Annotated in this window: 11 protein-coding genes; 1 reads left to right on the top strand and 10 read right to left on the bottom strand. The window is 60.5% G+C overall.

Features of this window, described 5'->3' with window-relative positions; translation table 11 throughout:
* Positions 1-527 precede the first annotated feature (527 nt).
* From BM300_RS20770 to BM300_RS20755, 4 genes are all read right to left on the bottom strand, one after another.
* The gene (locus BM300_RS20770) at positions 528-2,306 is read right to left on the bottom strand and encodes an acyl-CoA dehydrogenase C-terminal domain-containing protein (protein ID WP_092146379.1); all 1,779 of its coding nucleotides are present in this window, start codon (positions 2,304-2,306) and stop codon (positions 528-530) included.
* Between the two features lie 244 nt (positions 2,307-2,550).
* Positions 2,551-4,347: an acyl-CoA dehydrogenase C-terminal domain-containing protein gene (locus BM300_RS20765; protein WP_092463865.1), complete on the bottom strand. Its 1,797-nt coding sequence runs from the start codon at positions 4,345-4,347 to the stop codon at positions 2,551-2,553.
* Positions 4,348-4,438: 91 nt separating this feature from the next.
* On the bottom strand, positions 4,439-5,728 hold the full coding sequence (locus BM300_RS20760) for a GGDEF domain-containing protein (protein ID WP_072342400.1): 1,290 nt from the start codon (positions 5,726-5,728) through the stop codon (positions 4,439-4,441).
* 343 nt (positions 5,729-6,071) lie between these two features.
* A complete protein-coding gene (locus tag BM300_RS20755; protein ID WP_092146373.1) occupies positions 6,072-7,877 on the bottom strand; it encodes a phenylacyl-CoA dehydrogenase in 1,806 nt (601 codons plus the stop codon).
* A 279-nt stretch (positions 7,878-8,156) separates the two neighbouring features.
* On the opposite strand from BM300_RS20755, the gene BM300_RS20750 reads away from it, so the two are divergent.
* On the top strand, positions 8,157-9,422 hold the full coding sequence (locus BM300_RS20750) for an NHL repeat-containing protein (RefSeq protein ID WP_092463862.1): 1,266 nt from the start codon (positions 8,157-8,159) through the stop codon (positions 9,420-9,422).
* Between the two features lie 59 nt (positions 9,423-9,481).
* On the opposite strand, the gene BM300_RS20745 is transcribed toward BM300_RS20750, so the two are convergent.
* From BM300_RS20745 to bioB, 6 genes are all read right to left on the bottom strand, one after another.
* On the bottom strand, positions 9,482-9,778 hold the full coding sequence (locus tag BM300_RS20745; protein WP_063324082.1) for a hypothetical protein: 297 nt from the start codon (positions 9,776-9,778) through the stop codon (positions 9,482-9,484).
* Positions 9,779-9,896: 118 nt separating this feature from the next.
* Entirely contained in the window at positions 9,897-10,577 is a 681-nt protein-coding gene (gene bioD, locus BM300_RS20740) for a dethiobiotin synthase (RefSeq protein WP_063324081.1), read from the bottom strand.
* Entirely contained in the window at positions 10,574-11,386 is an 813-nt protein-coding gene (bioC, locus tag BM300_RS20735) for a malonyl-ACP O-methyltransferase BioC (protein ID WP_092463859.1), read from the bottom strand. Before bioC ends, bioD begins: the two co-directional genes overlap by 4 nt.
* The gene (locus BM300_RS20730) at positions 11,379-12,110 is read right to left on the bottom strand and encodes an alpha/beta fold hydrolase (protein ID WP_092345326.1); all 732 of its coding nucleotides are present in this window, start codon (positions 12,108-12,110) and stop codon (positions 11,379-11,381) included. The genes bioC and BM300_RS20730 overlap by 8 nt, the downstream gene beginning before the upstream one ends.
* The gene (bioF, locus tag BM300_RS20725; RefSeq protein ID WP_092345324.1) at positions 12,103-13,281 is read right to left on the bottom strand and encodes an 8-amino-7-oxononanoate synthase; all 1,179 of its coding nucleotides are present in this window, start codon (positions 13,279-13,281) and stop codon (positions 12,103-12,105) included. Before bioF ends, BM300_RS20730 begins: the two co-directional genes overlap by 8 nt.
* A 161-nt stretch (positions 13,282-13,442) precedes the next feature.
* Complete coding sequence (bioB, locus tag BM300_RS20720; RefSeq protein ID WP_063324077.1) at positions 13,443-14,498, bottom strand: biotin synthase BioB; 1,056 nt, start codon at positions 14,496-14,498, stop codon at positions 13,443-13,445.
* Positions 14,499-14,542 lie beyond the last annotated feature (44 nt).

The following is a 14,542-nucleotide window of genomic DNA, read 5'->3' as shown; positions in this document are numbered from 1 at the left end:
CAGATCTCCCAGGGTAATTCGCGCGACCTTCCTGCTTATGCCTGTCGGATCTACGTCACAGCGTTCCGTGCAAGTATTGGGCTTTGGCAATTTTGGCTACCTTACCCCGCTGCACCGCCTAATCCGCTTCCTGTTCGTCAGGCCAGCATTTTGCCTCGGGCTTCCTTCAGATTCGCAGTCACCCGCGACACCCTTGCCTCTGGCTAACACTTCCCCTTGCCGGGTGTGTAGAGGACTTTCACCTCCAAGTCACCAGCGTGACCACCACAGCCAAGCTGGTTGCGCTTGCGCGCAACGCGCCATGCCTGGCGCACCAAAAGAAAACCCCGCCGAAGCGGGGCTTTGCAGACTGTTTCCCTGACATCCATTTCACTCCGCCTTCCTGGCAGAATCCTACGTGTCCGTGTTGTTACTTTTGCGCATCCTGCGCGGCGTCCATGTGAAGTAGATTAGCCTTGGATCCAACCTGCCGATAGAGGGAAAACGCCAGCACATTGTGTAAGCGTTTGCTTACACAATGTCAGTTTTTAGAACTGTCCGGGCTCCAGCAAGAACAGCGACTCGCTCCCTGCCTTCACCGAAGCACTCAAGGAGTGAATACGCGGCAGCAGGCGGGCGAAATAAAACCGCGCCGTGCCCAATTTGCTCGCGTAGAAATCATCCTGGCTTTCTTTGCCCAAGGCCGCCCTGGCCATCAGAGCCCACATGTAGGCATACGCGGTGTAGCCAAACGCCTGGAGATACTCCACCGACGCCGCGCCGATTTCGTTCGGGTTGCTTTTCGCCCGGTCCAGCAACCATTCGGTCAGCTCATCCAGCGTACCGACCGCATCGTTCAGCGGCTTGGTGAACTCCGCCAGGTCGCTGTTCGCGGTGGCAGTGAAGTGCCGGATTTCATCGGCAAACAACTTGTAGAACGCACCGCCGCTGCCGACGATCTTGCGCCCCACCAGGTCCAGCGCCTGGATACCGTTGGTGCCTTCGTAGATCTGGGTGATACGCACATCGCGCACCAGTTGCTCCTGGCCCCATTCACGAATGTAACCGTGGCCGCCGAACACCTGTTGACCATGGACTGTGGTTTCCAGGCCCAGGTCGGTCAGGAAGGCCTTCGCCACCGGTGTCAGCAACGCCACCAGGTCTTCGGCGCGCTTGCGCGTGACTGGATCTTCGCTGAACTTGGCGGTGTCCAGTTGCATCGCCACGTAGGTGGAAAATGCCCGACCGCCTTCGTTCGAGGCTTTCATGGTCAGCAGCATCCGACGCACGTCGGGGTGGACGATGATCGGGTCGGCGACCTTGTCCTTGTTCTGCGCACCGGTTGGCGAACGACTTTGCAGGCGGTCACGGGCATATTCGATGGCGTTCTGGTAGGAACGCTCACCGGAGGCCAGGCCTTGGATACCGACGCCCAGACGTTCGTAGTTCATCATGGTGAACATCGCCGCCAGGCCCTTGTTCGGCTCGCCTACCAGATAACCCACGGCTTCGTCGAAGTTCATCACGCAGGTGGCGGATGCCTGGATGCCCATCTTGTGTTCGATCGAGCCGCAGTTGGCCGCGTTGCGCGCGCCCAGGCTGCCGTCGGCATTGACCATGAACTTGGGCACCAGGAACAGCGAAATGCCCTTGGGGCCTGCCGGCGCGTCCGGCAGTTTCGCCAGCACCAGGTGAATGATGTTCTCGGTGAGGTCGTGTTCGCCGCCAGTGATGAAAATTTTCGTGCCGCTGACCTTGTAGGAACCGTCGGCCTGGGGTTCGGCCTTGGTGCGGATGATCCCCAGGTCCGTACCGGCATGAGGCTCGGTCAGGCACATGGAACCGGCCCAGACGCCGGCGTACATGTTCGGCAGGTACGCTGCTTTCAATTCTTCACTGGCGTGGGCATTGATCGACAGGCAGGCGCCGGCGGTCAGCATCGGGTACAGGCCGAAGGACAGGCTGGCGGAGTTGACCATTTCCTCGACCTGGGCCGAAACGGCCTTGGGCATGCCCATGCCGCCGTACACCGGGTCACCGCCGACACCGACCCAACCGCCTTCAGCGTAAGTCTTGTAGGCCTGTGGGAAACCTGCCGGCGTGGTGACGGCGCCGTCGGCCCAGTGGCAACCTTCTTCGTCAGCGGCGCGGCTGAGGGGCGCGATGCTTTTGCTGGTGACTTTGCCGGCTTCTTCAAGGATCGCTTCGACCGTTTCGGCATCCACGGCATCGGCCAACGCCGGCAATTGGGCCCAGAGTTTCGCGACCTCGAACACTTCATTGAGGACGAAGCGCATATCGCGCAGGGGCGCTTTGTAGTCAGCCATGGCAAACCTCGCAGGATCTAAACAGTTGGTTCGAAAGAAAACGCTTTTTGCAGTGGCTTGAGTGTACCCCAACAACTTTTGAGACACATAGGGTCGACCTATGACTGTTTTGTTATTTTTAGTCAATATACAGGCTTGAATGTTGATGGTGGCTAGGGAGCTTGCTCCCGCTTGAGTGCGCAGCACTCACAAAAAGGGCTGCTACGCAGCCCAGCGGGAGCAAGCTCCCTCGCCACGGGTTCAGTCAGAGGGCAAACAACTCTGCCGGTAGCTTCATCAGGCAGTCGCTCCCGGCCTCGACCGCAGCCCGATGGGCGGTCGTACGCGGCAGCAGGCGCTTGAAGTAGAACTCGCAGGTCGCCAGTTTGGCCTGGCAGAAATCGCCGTCACCGTTGCCGCTGTCGAGTTGCGACTGAGCCACCAATGCCATGCGCAACCACAGGTAGGCCAGGATGATGTAACCGCTGTACATCAAATAATCCACGGAGGCGGCGCCGACTTCATCTGGATTCTTCATGGCGGCCATGCCAACCCGAGTGGTCAGCTCGCCCCACTGCTGGTTGAGCCCGTCGAGTTGCTCGACGTACGCCTTGAGCTGCGGGTGTTCGGCATTGGCCACGCAGAATTTATGGACGATTTTGGTGAAACCTCGCAACAATTTGCCCTGGCTGCCCAGCACCTTGCGTCCCAGCAGATCCAGGGCCTGGATTCCATTAGTGCCCTCGTAGATCGGCGCGATGCGGCAATCTCGCACCAACTGCTCCATGCCCCACTCACGAATGAAGCCGTGACCGCCAAACACTTGCATGCCGTGGTTGGTCACCTCCAGCCCGGTGTCGGTCATGAAGGCCTTGCAGATCGGCGTGAGGAACGCCAGCAGGTCCTCGGCCTCCTGGCGGACGGTTTCGTCCGGGCTCAGGTGCGCGGTATCGAGCAATTGCGCGGTGAAATAGGTCAGCGCCCGATTGCCTTCGTTGAAGGCTTTCATGGTCAGCAGCATCCTGCGCACATCGGGATGGACGATGATCGGGTCGGCGACTTTTTCCGGCGCCTTGGGGCCGGTCAGCGCGCGCATCTGCAAACGGTCGTTGGCGTACCTGATGGCGCCCTGGAAGCTCGCCTCGCCCAGGCACAGGCCCTGCATGCCAGTGCCGAGCCGGGCGTGGTTCATCATGGTGAACATGCAATTGAGGCCCTTGTTCGGCTCGCCGATGAGGAACCCCTTGGCCCCATCGAAATTCAGCACACAGGTGGCCGATGCCTTGATGCCCATCTTGTGTTCAATCGAACCACAGGACACGCCATTGCGCGCCCCTGCCTCACCCCTGGCGTCGGGCAGGAACTTGGGCACGATGAACAGCGAGATGCCCTTGGTCCCGGCGGGAGCGTCCGGCAACTTGGCCAGCACCAGGTGGATGATGTTATCGCTCATGTCGTGTTCGCCGGCGGAAATGAAGATCTTGCTGCCGGAGATCGCATGGCTACCGTCGGCCTGGGGCACGGCGCGGGTCTTGATGATGCCCAGGTCGGTGCCGCAGTGGGCTTCGGTCAGGCACATGGTGCCTGTCCACTGGCCGGCGGTGAGTTTGCTCAGGTAGGTCTGTTTCTGTTCTGCCGTGCCGTGGGCATGAATCGCCGACATGGCGCCATGAGTCAGGCCCGGGTACATGCCCCAAGATGTGTTGCTGGAGCCGATCATCTCGCTGATGACCAGGCCCAGGGAGCTAGGCAAGCCCTGGCCGCCATACGCCGGGTCCGCCGCCAGCCCATGCCAGCCGCCCTCCACATACTGTGCGAAAGCCTGCTTGAAACCTGTCGGCGTCGTGACTACACCGTTGTCGAAATGGCAACCCTCTTCATCACCGGAGCGATTGAGCGGCGCCAGCACGTTCTCACAGAACCTGGCACCTTCTTCGAGGATCGCGCTGACCATGTCCGGGCTTGCGTCGCTGGCGCCCAGCTCGGCATAGCGACCATGGAAATCGAAGACGTGATCGATCAGAAAGCGCATGTCGCGCAGTGGGGCTTTGTACTCGGGCATGGTGGTTTTCTCCGGTAGCAGATCGTTTCAACCTACTGCCGGCCACCCAGGCCCACAATCACAGTCCAGACGCTGAATGCGCCGTCATCACTCAACCCGCGGCAGCCTCCATGCGCACCGCACCGCGGCGGTTCTGCCCGAAGGCAATCACACAGTTACGCCCCGCGCCCTTGGCGTTATAGAGCGCCTGGTCGGCGGACTTGAGCACTTCTTCAGGCGTGCGTTGCTCGAGGCGTTCCGCGACACCGATGCTGACCGTCACCGAGACACTGGACGCACCGGCACCGGAGCGACGCTGGCGGCCTTGCTGGTCGTCCTGGGGACGACTGTCAGGGTTGCGCAGTTGGATGGCGTACGTCTCGATGGACTGGCGAATGACTTCCAGATGGGGCATGCACTCGTCGATGGTCTTGCCTGCGAACACCAGGGCAAATTCCTCACCGCCGTAGCGATACGCCCTACCGCCACCGCCGATTTTCGACAATTTGCTGGCCACCAGGCGCAGGACCTGGTCCCCCACATCGTGGCCGTGGGTGTCGTTGAATTTCTTGAAGTGGTCCACGTCACTCATCGCCAGCACATAATTGCGGCCCAGGCGCTGCATGCGTTCGTTCAGCGCCCGACGGCCCGGCAGGCCGGTGAGTTCATCACGGAAGGCCATTTGATAGGCCTCATGGGCGACCGCTGCCGCGATCATCAACATCACCTGGCTGCACATGATGTTCAAGGTGAACGGCAGGATGAAGGTTTTCGGCAACATCCAGAACAACCCCAGCACCCCCACCAATTGCGCAGCATGCAGTGGCCGGGGGTTGCGCCAATATTGCCAGGCCAGCAGCAGGAACGCGGCGGCGAACATCGGGTAAGACAATTGGATCAGGCTCATCCAGGCACCGTGCAACGCCGGCCAGCGGATCTCCGAAAGCCACAACAGCAAGGCCTGGGGGTAACTCTGCTCCAGGGCCAGCGCCACGCTGCCAAAGACCAGCAACACCGCGAACCGCGCCACCATGTCCTGGAACAGATGGGTGCGCTCCTGCCACGCGGCGAACAGCCCGAACAACAGCGGCAACAACAGGCAAACGAGATGGAACACCACCGCCGCGTCTTCGCGCACCTTGCCGTTATCGCGATAGAAGTCAGTCTGGGTGTCCAGCAGGAAATAGGCGATGTACACCGTGACCATCAGAAACAGTTCACGTTGACGTCGGTAGACCGCGCAATACGCCCCACCCAGCAACAACACCAGCGTCGGGAGCACGTTGAACAGCGAGGTGAAGAAAACGTTGAGATCCTTGACGTAGGCAGCCGCAAGCCCCGCCAGCAACAGCAGCAATGACGGCAGGAAATGGCTGAAACGTACAGCGGAAGAACGCGGCAAGGGTAAAGCTCCAACCCGGCTGATCAAAGATGGCATTGTGCCTGCAACTGGAGCAGTAAGGCACGCGAGATGTGACAGATGTCACACTGCCATCGCTGTAACGGCAGAGGTGACGGTTTTCTTAGGGTCGAGTTGGATGAATATTGTTTCAGGATCCTGGTTGCCCCTGTGTGCGAGCTTGCTCGCGATAGCGGTGTGTCAGCCATGAAGGTACTGACTGAACAAACGCCATCGCGAGCAAGCTCGCTCCCACAAGGGCCTGCGGTGAATACAAATTTGTGGCAGGCATGAAAAAGCCGCTGCTCCCGAAGAAGCAGCGGCTTTTGGAAGAAGCGCGTGAGGCTTAGTAGCCCAGCGCGAAGTCCTCTTCCTTCATGTCCATCAGGTTGTTGGCGCCCGACAGCATGGTTGCCACGTGGGTACGGGTACGCGGCAGGATGCGCTGGAAGTAGAAGCGCGCGGTCTGCAGCTTGGCGGTGTAGAAGGCTTCTTCAGTGGTGCCGGCTGCAAGTTTTTCCGCCGCCAGGCGCGCCATGTCGGCCCAGAAATAGGCCAGGCAGGCGTAACCGGAGTACATCAGGTAGTCCACCGACGCGGCGCCGACTTCTTCGCGATCCTTCATGGCCGCCATGCCGACCTTCATGGTCAGCTCGCCCCATTCCTTGTTCAGCGCAGCCAGGGGTTCTACGAATTCCTTGACCGCTTCGTTGCCTTCGTTGCCCTGGCAGAACTTGTGGACGATCTTGGTGAAGCCCTTGAGTGCCTCGCCCTGGGTCATCAGCACTTTACGGCCCAGCAAGTCGAGTGCCTGTATGCCGGTGGTGCCTTCGTACAGCATCGAGATACGGCTGTCGCGAACGTTCTGCTCCATGCCCCACTCGGCAATGAAGCCGTGGCCGCCATAGATCTGCACGCCGTGGTTGGCCGATTCGAAACCGACTTCGGTCATGAAGGCCTTGGCGATCGGCGTCATGAACGCCAGCAGTGCATCGGCCTTTTTCTTCTCTTCTTCATCCACGCCGTACTTGACGATGTCGACCTGCTTGGCGGTGAAGTAGACCATCGCCCGGTTACCTTCGGCGAAGGCCTTCATGGTCAGCAGCATGCGACGCACGTCAGGGTGGACGATGATCGGATCAGCGGCCTTGTCTGGCGCTTTCGGGCCGGTCAGGGAACGCATTTGCAGGCGGTCGCGAGCGTATTTCAGGCCGCCCTGGAAACCGATTTCGGCGTGGGCCAGGCCTTGCAGCGCGGTGCCCAGGCGTGCGGTGTTCATGAAGGTGAACATGCAGTTCAGGCCTTTGTTCGCCGGGCCGATCAGGTAACCGGTGGCCGCGTCGAAGTTCATCACGCAAGTGGCGTTGCCGTGGATGCCCATCTTGTGTTCCAAGGAACCGCAGCTCACCGCGTTGCGCTGGCCGATGGAGCCGTCGGCGTTAGGCAGGAACTTGGGAACGATGAACAGCGAAATGCCCTTGGTACCAGCCGGTGCGTCCGGCAGGCGCGCCAGCACGATGTGAACGATGTTGTCGGCCATGTCGTGTTCGCCGGCCGAAATGAAGATCTTGGTGCCGGAAACCTTGTAGGAACCATCGGCCTGAGGCTCGGCCTTGGTGCGCAGCATGCCCAGGTCAGTGCCGCAGTGTGGTTCGGTCAGGCACATGGTGCCGGTCCATTCACCGGACACCAGCTTGGTCAGGTAAGCCTCTTGTTGCTCAGGCGTACCGTGCTCGGAAATGGTGTTCATCGCGCCATGGGACAGGCCTGGGTACATGCCCCACGACCAGTTGGCTTCACCGACCATCTCGCTGACTGCCAGGCCGAGGGATTCCGGCAGGCCTTGACCGCCATGCGCGACATCATGGGCCAGGCTTGGCCAGCCGCCTTCGACGAATTGCTTGTAGGCTTCCTTGAACCCGGTCGGGGTCTTCACACCGGACTCGCTCCAGGTGCAGCCTTCGAGGTCGCCCACGCGGTTCAGCGGCGCCAGCACCTGCTCACAAAACTTGGCGCCTTCTTCGAGAATGGCGTCAACCATGTCCGGAGTTGCGTCCTGGCAAGCCGGAAGGCTCTGATAATGCGCTTCGTAGCCAAGCAGTTCGTCACGAACGAAGCGAATATCACGCAAGGGGGCCTTGTAGTCAGGCATAGCGATAAACCTCTGCTGATGTAACCGGGAATGAACGACCGCGTGGATTTGTTGTAGCGATCAAACAGTTGTTTGAAACATACGTTTACGCCGAAATCTTGTCAAGCACCGATCCGTTACCACTCGTCCCTCGTCTTGAAATTGATCGCGCTTGGCGCGGACCAACGCCACGACTGTCAACCTTTACAGGTTCGGCTTTGCGAGAAAACTGGTGTACTGACTCCGAGGCACAGAACAGCGCCGTTTCGGTCCAGACTAGTTCCCAATGGAGGAAAGCACATGGCCACTCAATCCGCAGGAGACAGTTCGAATCGCATACCAGGCGAACTGGACCGGAAATTTGGTACAGATGGCTATATTCAATTCAATGAACGAGGTAGCGCCACCACGATTGCTCACGACAGGGAAGCCAAATTGGTCTTTGCCTTGCAACTCCAGGATCATTTTGCACTGACGCGCTACCTGCCTAACGGGACCAGGGACGAGGCGTTCCAGGAAATTGGTTGGAATTTCCGGGATGGCGACAAGAGCTGGCCGACACGCGTATTGCTGCAAGAGGATGAGAAAATCCTGCTCATCGGAGCTTCGTCAAAAAACAGCGAGTGGAACCCGGCGGCGGTGCGTTTTCTTGCAAATGGCGGTCATGACATCGTGTTCGGTCGTAGGAGCCTCCCTGGCCCCGTCAATGCAAACCATGGGTCGATATGGAATGACAAACTCGTAGATGGATGCCTGCAAAAAAATCAAAAAATATTGATCTGCGCCACTTACTTCCTTTTTCCTGACGAAGAAAAACCAGAAGCATCGCTTAGTCGCCTGTTTTGCCTGCAACCCAACGGGGAACTTGATACTGGCTTCGGCGCAGGCCGCGGCTTCATCGATATCCGATTCCATGACCACGCAAGCTTCGCCTGTAATGTGCAGGTACAAAGGGATAGCAAGATCATTGTGGCTGGCAGTTGGCGACGCCTGGACGAAACCCTGAGGACGCGAACCGTTGCTCGCTACATGCCGACAGGCGAATTGGACCTTAGCTTTGGTAATAACGGTTTCGCCGATATCGTTGTTGAAGGAGAGGCCGCGCAATTGCTGCCTGCAGAGCGCTTTAAGCCGGAGATCGTTACCCGCGTGCTGGTCCAGAATGACGACAAGATTCTCGTCGCCGGCTACGCCAACGCTCCAGACGACCTGCAAAGCGGCTTACTTGTCAGATTGGAAGCGAACGGTGAAATGGATGGAAGTTTCAATAACGGTGACCCGCTACTGATTTCTCGCACTTTAAACAAACTGAGCCACAACTCGATGACTCTGCAACTGGACGGCAGAATCGTGGTGGTAGGTACCGCCGTCTCGGCAGGTGTAAACCTGAGGCAGTACGAGCGCGTGACTCAGAGCGGACAGTTAGAGGGCTTCTTTTTGGCGCAAAGCCCCGGCGACTGTGCAGATGTGACAGTCCAACCCTTGGGGCGGGTTGTTATTGCAGGCAGCTCTGGAGTTGGTAGCGCAATTACCCCAACGATCTGGGGATACATCGGAAGCTCATGAGGCGGGATGGTATGCACTCAAATCGGCATGAAGCGTTGAGTGCATTTGCCTAACGACGTTCAGGCAAACGTATCGATCAACGTACCGAGCATTTCGTCGGATGCCTTGGCGACATTAACACCCAGTTGCACCTGGAACTTGCCTTGGGCCATATCGACCATGTTGCTGGCCACGTCCGATTGCTGGCTACGGTCCACCGAGCGCAGGCGATCGACCTGGACTTCGGACGACTGGCTGGTGACCGAACGCTCGATCGTATTGTTGGCGATCTGGCTGGAGGCCTGATCGACGCGGTTCTGCCCTGTCTGAATCGTGCTCAGACCGGCATAGAACGCGGTACTTCCTGAGATTTCCATGGCAGAGCTCGTCTTCTTGAAGGGTCGACAGTGGCCATTGAATCAGAAGCCCCGGGAAAAGGCCCGACAAAAACACTAATGGCACAGTGCCGCGTCATAGGCAAAACCTTGGCGGGACTCAGTCCAGCAGATCCAGTTGCAGGTGTCCGGCCACGGCTTCGGCCGTCACGCTCTGAATCCGCGCCACCCTGCCCAGGCACGGCGCCGGAAGTCGCTCGGCCAAGGTTGCCAGGTTTTCTTCCAGGCGCGAGGTGGCCGGGTCGACGATGTTCGCGACCCAACCGGCAAGCTGCAAGCCATCACGGGCGATAGCCTCGGCGGTCAACAACGCGTGGCTGATGCAACCCAGGCGTACGCCCACCACCAGAATCACCGGCAAGCCCAGCGCGATCGCCAGATCGGAAAGATTGTCCTGGCCGGCCAGCGGCACGCGCCAACCACCCGCGCCTTCGATCAAGGTGAAGTCGGCGCCCAGCGCCAGCACTTCGCGCATCGGGCCGAGTAGCGACTGCACCGTCAACGCAACGCCCGCTTCCCGAGCGGCCAAGTGCGGCGCTATTGCCGGTTCGAACGCCACCGGATTGACCTGTGCATACGTCAACGGTATCGAGCATTCGGCCAGCAAGGCCAAGGCATCGGCGTTGCGCAGGCCCTTGGGCGTCACGTCGCAGCCAGAGGCCACGGGTTTTCCGGCAGCCGTGCTCATGCCAGCCTGCCGGGCAGCATGCAGCAGGCCCGCCGCGACGGTGGTCTTGCCTACATCGGTGTCGGTGCCGGTAATGAAATAGGCCTGGCTCATAGCGGTTTCTCCAAAACGGCGTAGACCACCTGGTAAGTCGCCGGCAGTCCCAGCGCCTGACGAAACTGCTCATAGGCTTCAACCAGCGCCAGGATCCGCGCCCTGCCGGTCAAGCCGCCGGGGCGGCCGGGGTTCAGATTGTGGGCGCCCAAGGCTTTCAATTCATGCGTCAGGCTGCGCACGTCGGGGTAATGCAACACATGGGGACGGTTTTCCAGACTGACGACATTCAGCCCGCTGTCCGCGCAAAGGTGTTGATACGTCTCGAACCCACGGAAACGATTGACGTGCACCAAGCCATCCACCTGACGCCAACTGTCGCGCAATTCGTACAAAGTGCCTACACAAAGGCTGGTGAAGGCAAACACCCCACCCGGTTTCAACACACGATGGGCCTCGCTCAGCACCGCGGCAAAATCCGCACACCATTGCACCGCCAGGCTGGAGAACACCAGGTCACAGCTCGCCGCTTGCAAAGGCAACCGCTCAGCATCACCCGCGACAAAATGCGCAGCGCCACCTTGGGGACGAGCATGGTTGAGCATGCCTTCGGCGATGTCCAACGCCAGGCCGGAATCCACGCCATAACGCGCGCCCAGGGCCCGGGTGAAATAGCCAGTGCCGCAGCCCAGGTCCAGCCAACGTTGTGGGATAAACGAAGACGGCAAGCACCCGAGCAACTGTTGGCCCACGTCGCGCTGCAGTTCGGCCACGCTGTCATAGCTGGTTGCCGCCCGGGAAAACGAAGCCGCCACCTGGCGCTTGTCGGGCAAGGCACCGGGCAATTTGGGAAGAGACAGATCAGTCATCGCCGGACTCATGCAAAAAAGCCTGGATCGCCCCCGCGACACCGTGCGGGTCCTCCAGAAGGAATCCGTGGCCGGCCTGTTCGATCAGGCCGATTTCGACATCCGGCAGCAAGACCAGCAACTCACCCGCGGCTTCGGCCGGCACCAGGGCATCGAGCCCGGCAAACAGATGCAATTGCGGGCCACGAAAGCGCTGCAATGCGGCGCGAGTGTCCAATTGCGCCAACAGTTCGAGCCCGGCCATCAAGACCTCGGGCGATGTGCCCGGCGCCCCGGCCAATAACAACCGCGACAACCCGCGTGGGTCGCTGCTGCCCTGGGCGCACAGCAAACTGAAGCGCTTGAGGGTCTGGCGTGGATCGGCCGCACAGCCGGCGAGAAAACCATCGAAGGTTGCTCCATCCATCGCACTCGGCCATTGCTCATGGGCAACAAAGGATGGATTGCTCGCCAGGGTCAGCAGGCCGCAGCAGCGCTCACCCCGACGCGCCGCCAGCGCCGAGGCCAGCATACCGCCCAGGGACCAACCGCCCAGCCAGGCATCCTGGGGCACGGTGGCGTCCAATTCTTCGAGCCATTCATCCGGATCGTTCGATAGCAACGCCGGCAACGGTTCGATTTCCACTCGCAAGTGTTCGTCGAGCCCGTGCAACGCTGCCGCCAGCGGCTCCAGCGGTGAAACGCCCAAGCCCCAGCCCGGCAGCAATATCAGTCGGTCACGCATCGCTTGGCTCCGGTCCCAACAGGGCAAAACACTCGGCCAGTGCATTCAACAATAGCTGCACCTGGGCCTCGCTGTGAGCAGCGGTCAGGGTCACGCGCAAACGGGCGCTGCCAGCCGGTACGGTGGGTGGGCGGATCGCCGTGACCATCAGCCCGCGCTCACGCAGCATTTGCGACAAACGCATGGCCCGTCCCGCATCGCCAATCAGGATCGGCTGGATCGGCGTGAAGCTGTCCATCAATTGCAGGCCGATCTGCTCGGCGCCCTGGCGGAACTGACGAATCAGCACCTGCAAGTGCTCGCGCCGCCAATGCTCGCTGCGCAGCAGCTCAAGGCTCTTGAGCGTGGCGCAAGCCAGGGCCGGCGGTTGGCTGGTGGTGTAGATGTAGGGGCGAGCGAACTGGATCAGGCTTTCGATCAGTTCTTCACTGCCGGCGACAAAAGCCCCGGCGGTGCCAAAGGCCTTGCCCAGGGTGCCCACCAACACCGGCACGTCATCCTGGCTCAAGCCAAAATGCTCGACGATACCGCCGCCATTGGCTCCCAACGGGCCGAAACCGTGTGCATCGTCGACCATCAGCCAGGCGCCCTTGGCCTTGGCTTCACGGGCCAGGGCCGGCAGGTCGGCGATGTCGCCGTCCATGCTGAACACGCCATCGGTAACCACCAGGGTATTGCCGGTGGCTTTTTCCAGGCGGCTGGCCAAACTCTGGGCATCGTTGTGCAGGTAACGGTTGAAACGCGCACCAGACAACAGGCCGGCGTCGAGCAGCGAGGCATGATTGAGGCGGTCTTCCAGTACCGTGTCGCCCTGCCCCACCAGCGCGGTGACCGCACCGAGGTTGGCCATGTAACCGGTGGTGAACAGCAACGCCCGCGGGCGGCCGGTCAGGTCGGCCAAGGCTTCTTCCAAGGCGTGGTGAGGGCCGCTGTGGCCGGTCACCAAATGGGAGGCGCCCCCCCCGACACCCCAACGGAGCGCCCCGGCGCGCCAGGCTTCGATCACTTGCGGGTGATTGGCCAGGCCCAGGTAATCGTTGTTGCAGAACGCCAGCAATGGCTGGCCGTCCACCACCACTTCCGGGCCCTGCGGGCTTTCGAGCAGCGGGCGCTGGCGATAGAGGTTGTCGGCACGACGGGCAGCCAGGCGTGCGGCGAGATCGAAGGGCATGCAGGCCTCAACTGTTTAAAGACTGGCCAAAGCCCCTTGTGGGAGCGAGCTTGCTCGCGATAGCGGCGTGTCAGTCGACATCAATGCGAATGTTCCATCGCCATCGCGAGCAAGCTCGCCCCCACAGGGTCTTGCATTCCAATCCGGGTATCGGTGAGTGGTCAGACAGCGGCGTTGTAGAACTGCTCGCTGCTCTTCTGCTCCACCAGCGCCTGTTCAATCGCTGCCTGGTGCACTTCGTCGGCATGTTCTTCGCGGGCTTCGGGCTGGATGCCCAGGCGTGCGAACAACTGCATGTCCTTGTCGGCTTGCGGGTTGGCGGTGGTCAACAGCTTGTCGCCGTAAAAAATCGAGTTGGCACCGGCCAGGAACGCCAGGGACTGCATCTGCTCGTTCATCGCTTCACGGCCGGCGGACAGCCGCACATGGGACTGGGGCATCATGATCCGCGCCACGGCGAGCATGCGGATGAAATCGAACGGATCGACGTCCTCGGCATTCTCCAGCGGCGTGCCGGCGACTTTGACCAACATGTTGATCGGCACCGATTCCGGGTGCTCCGGCAGGTTCGCCAGTTGGATCAGCAGGTTGGCGCGGTCGTCCAGGGACTCGCCCATGCCGAGGATGCCGCCCGAGCAGATCTTCATCCCCGAATCACGCACATAGGCCAGGGTTTGCAGGCGCTCGCTGTAAGTGCGGGTGGTGATGATGCTGCCGTAGAACTCCGGCGAGGTGTCAAGGTTATGGTTGTAATAGTCCAGGCCGGCCTGGGCCAGCGCTTCGGTCTGTTCCTGGTCGAGACGGCCCAGGGTCATGCAGGTTTCCAGGCCCATCGCCTTCACGCCTTTGACCATTTCCAGCACATACGGCATGTCCTTGGCCGACGGATGTTTCCAGGCCGCGCCCATGCAGAAACGGGTCGAACCGATGGCCTTGGCCCGTGCAGCCTCTTCGAGGACCTTCTGCACTTCGAGCAATTTCTCTTTATCCAGGCCGGTGTTGTAGTGACCGGACTGCGGACAATATTTGCAATCTTCAGGGCAGGCGCCGGTCTTGATCGACAGCAGCGTGGAAACCTGGACGCGATTGGCGTCGAAGTGCGCGCGGTGCACGGTCTGCGCCTGGAACAGCAGGTCATTGAATGGCTGGACGAAGAGTGCTTTGACTTCGGCCAAAGACCAGTCATGACGCAGGTTGGCAGTAGTGCTGGCGCTCATGGGCATTTCCTTGATTATGCTTGGCTGGCGCCTGGGGACATGGA

It is taken from the genome of Pseudomonas sp. NFACC46-3, from assembly GCF_900114515.1.
Lineage (GTDB): Bacteria > Pseudomonadota > Gammaproteobacteria > Pseudomonadales > Pseudomonadaceae > Aquipseudomonas > Aquipseudomonas fluorescens_Q.
This window is presented reverse-complemented; position numbering and strand designations above follow the sequence as displayed.

Excerpts from the sequence above, each read along its gene's own strand:
- BM300_RS20770 (WP_092146379.1), bottom strand. The coding sequence starts at position 2,306 with ATGGCTGACTACAAAGCGCCCCTGCGCGATATGCGCTTCGTCCTCAAT.
- BM300_RS20765 (WP_092463865.1), bottom strand. The coding sequence starts at position 4,347 with ATGCCCGAGTACAAAGCCCCACTGCGCGACATGCGCTTTCTGATCGAT.
- BM300_RS20755 (WP_092146373.1), bottom strand. The coding sequence starts at position 7,877 with ATGCCTGACTACAAGGCCCCCTTGCGTGATATTCGCTTCGTTCGTGAC.
- BM300_RS20750 (WP_092463862.1), top strand. The coding sequence starts at position 8,157 with ATGGCCACTCAATCCGCAGGAGACAGTTCGAATCGCATACCAGGCGAA.
- BM300_RS20745 (WP_063324082.1), bottom strand. The coding sequence starts at position 9,778 with ATGGAAATCTCAGGAAGTACCGCGTTCTATGCCGGTCTGAGCACGATT.
- bioD (WP_063324081.1), bottom strand. The coding sequence starts at position 10,577 with ATGAGCCAGGCCTATTTCATTACCGGCACCGACACCGATGTAGGCAAG.
- bioC (WP_092463859.1), bottom strand. The coding sequence starts at position 11,386 with ATGACTGATCTGTCTCTTCCCAAATTGCCCGGTGCCTTGCCCGACAAG.
- BM300_RS20730 (WP_092345326.1), bottom strand. The coding sequence starts at position 12,110 with ATGCGTGACCGACTGATATTGCTGCCGGGCTGGGGCTTGGGCGTTTCA.
- bioF (WP_092345324.1), bottom strand. The coding sequence starts at position 13,281 with ATGCCCTTCGATCTCGCCGCACGCCTGGCTGCCCGTCGTGCCGACAAC.
- bioB (WP_063324077.1), bottom strand. The coding sequence starts at position 14,498 with ATGAGCGCCAGCACTACTGCCAACCTGCGTCATGACTGGTCTTTGGCC.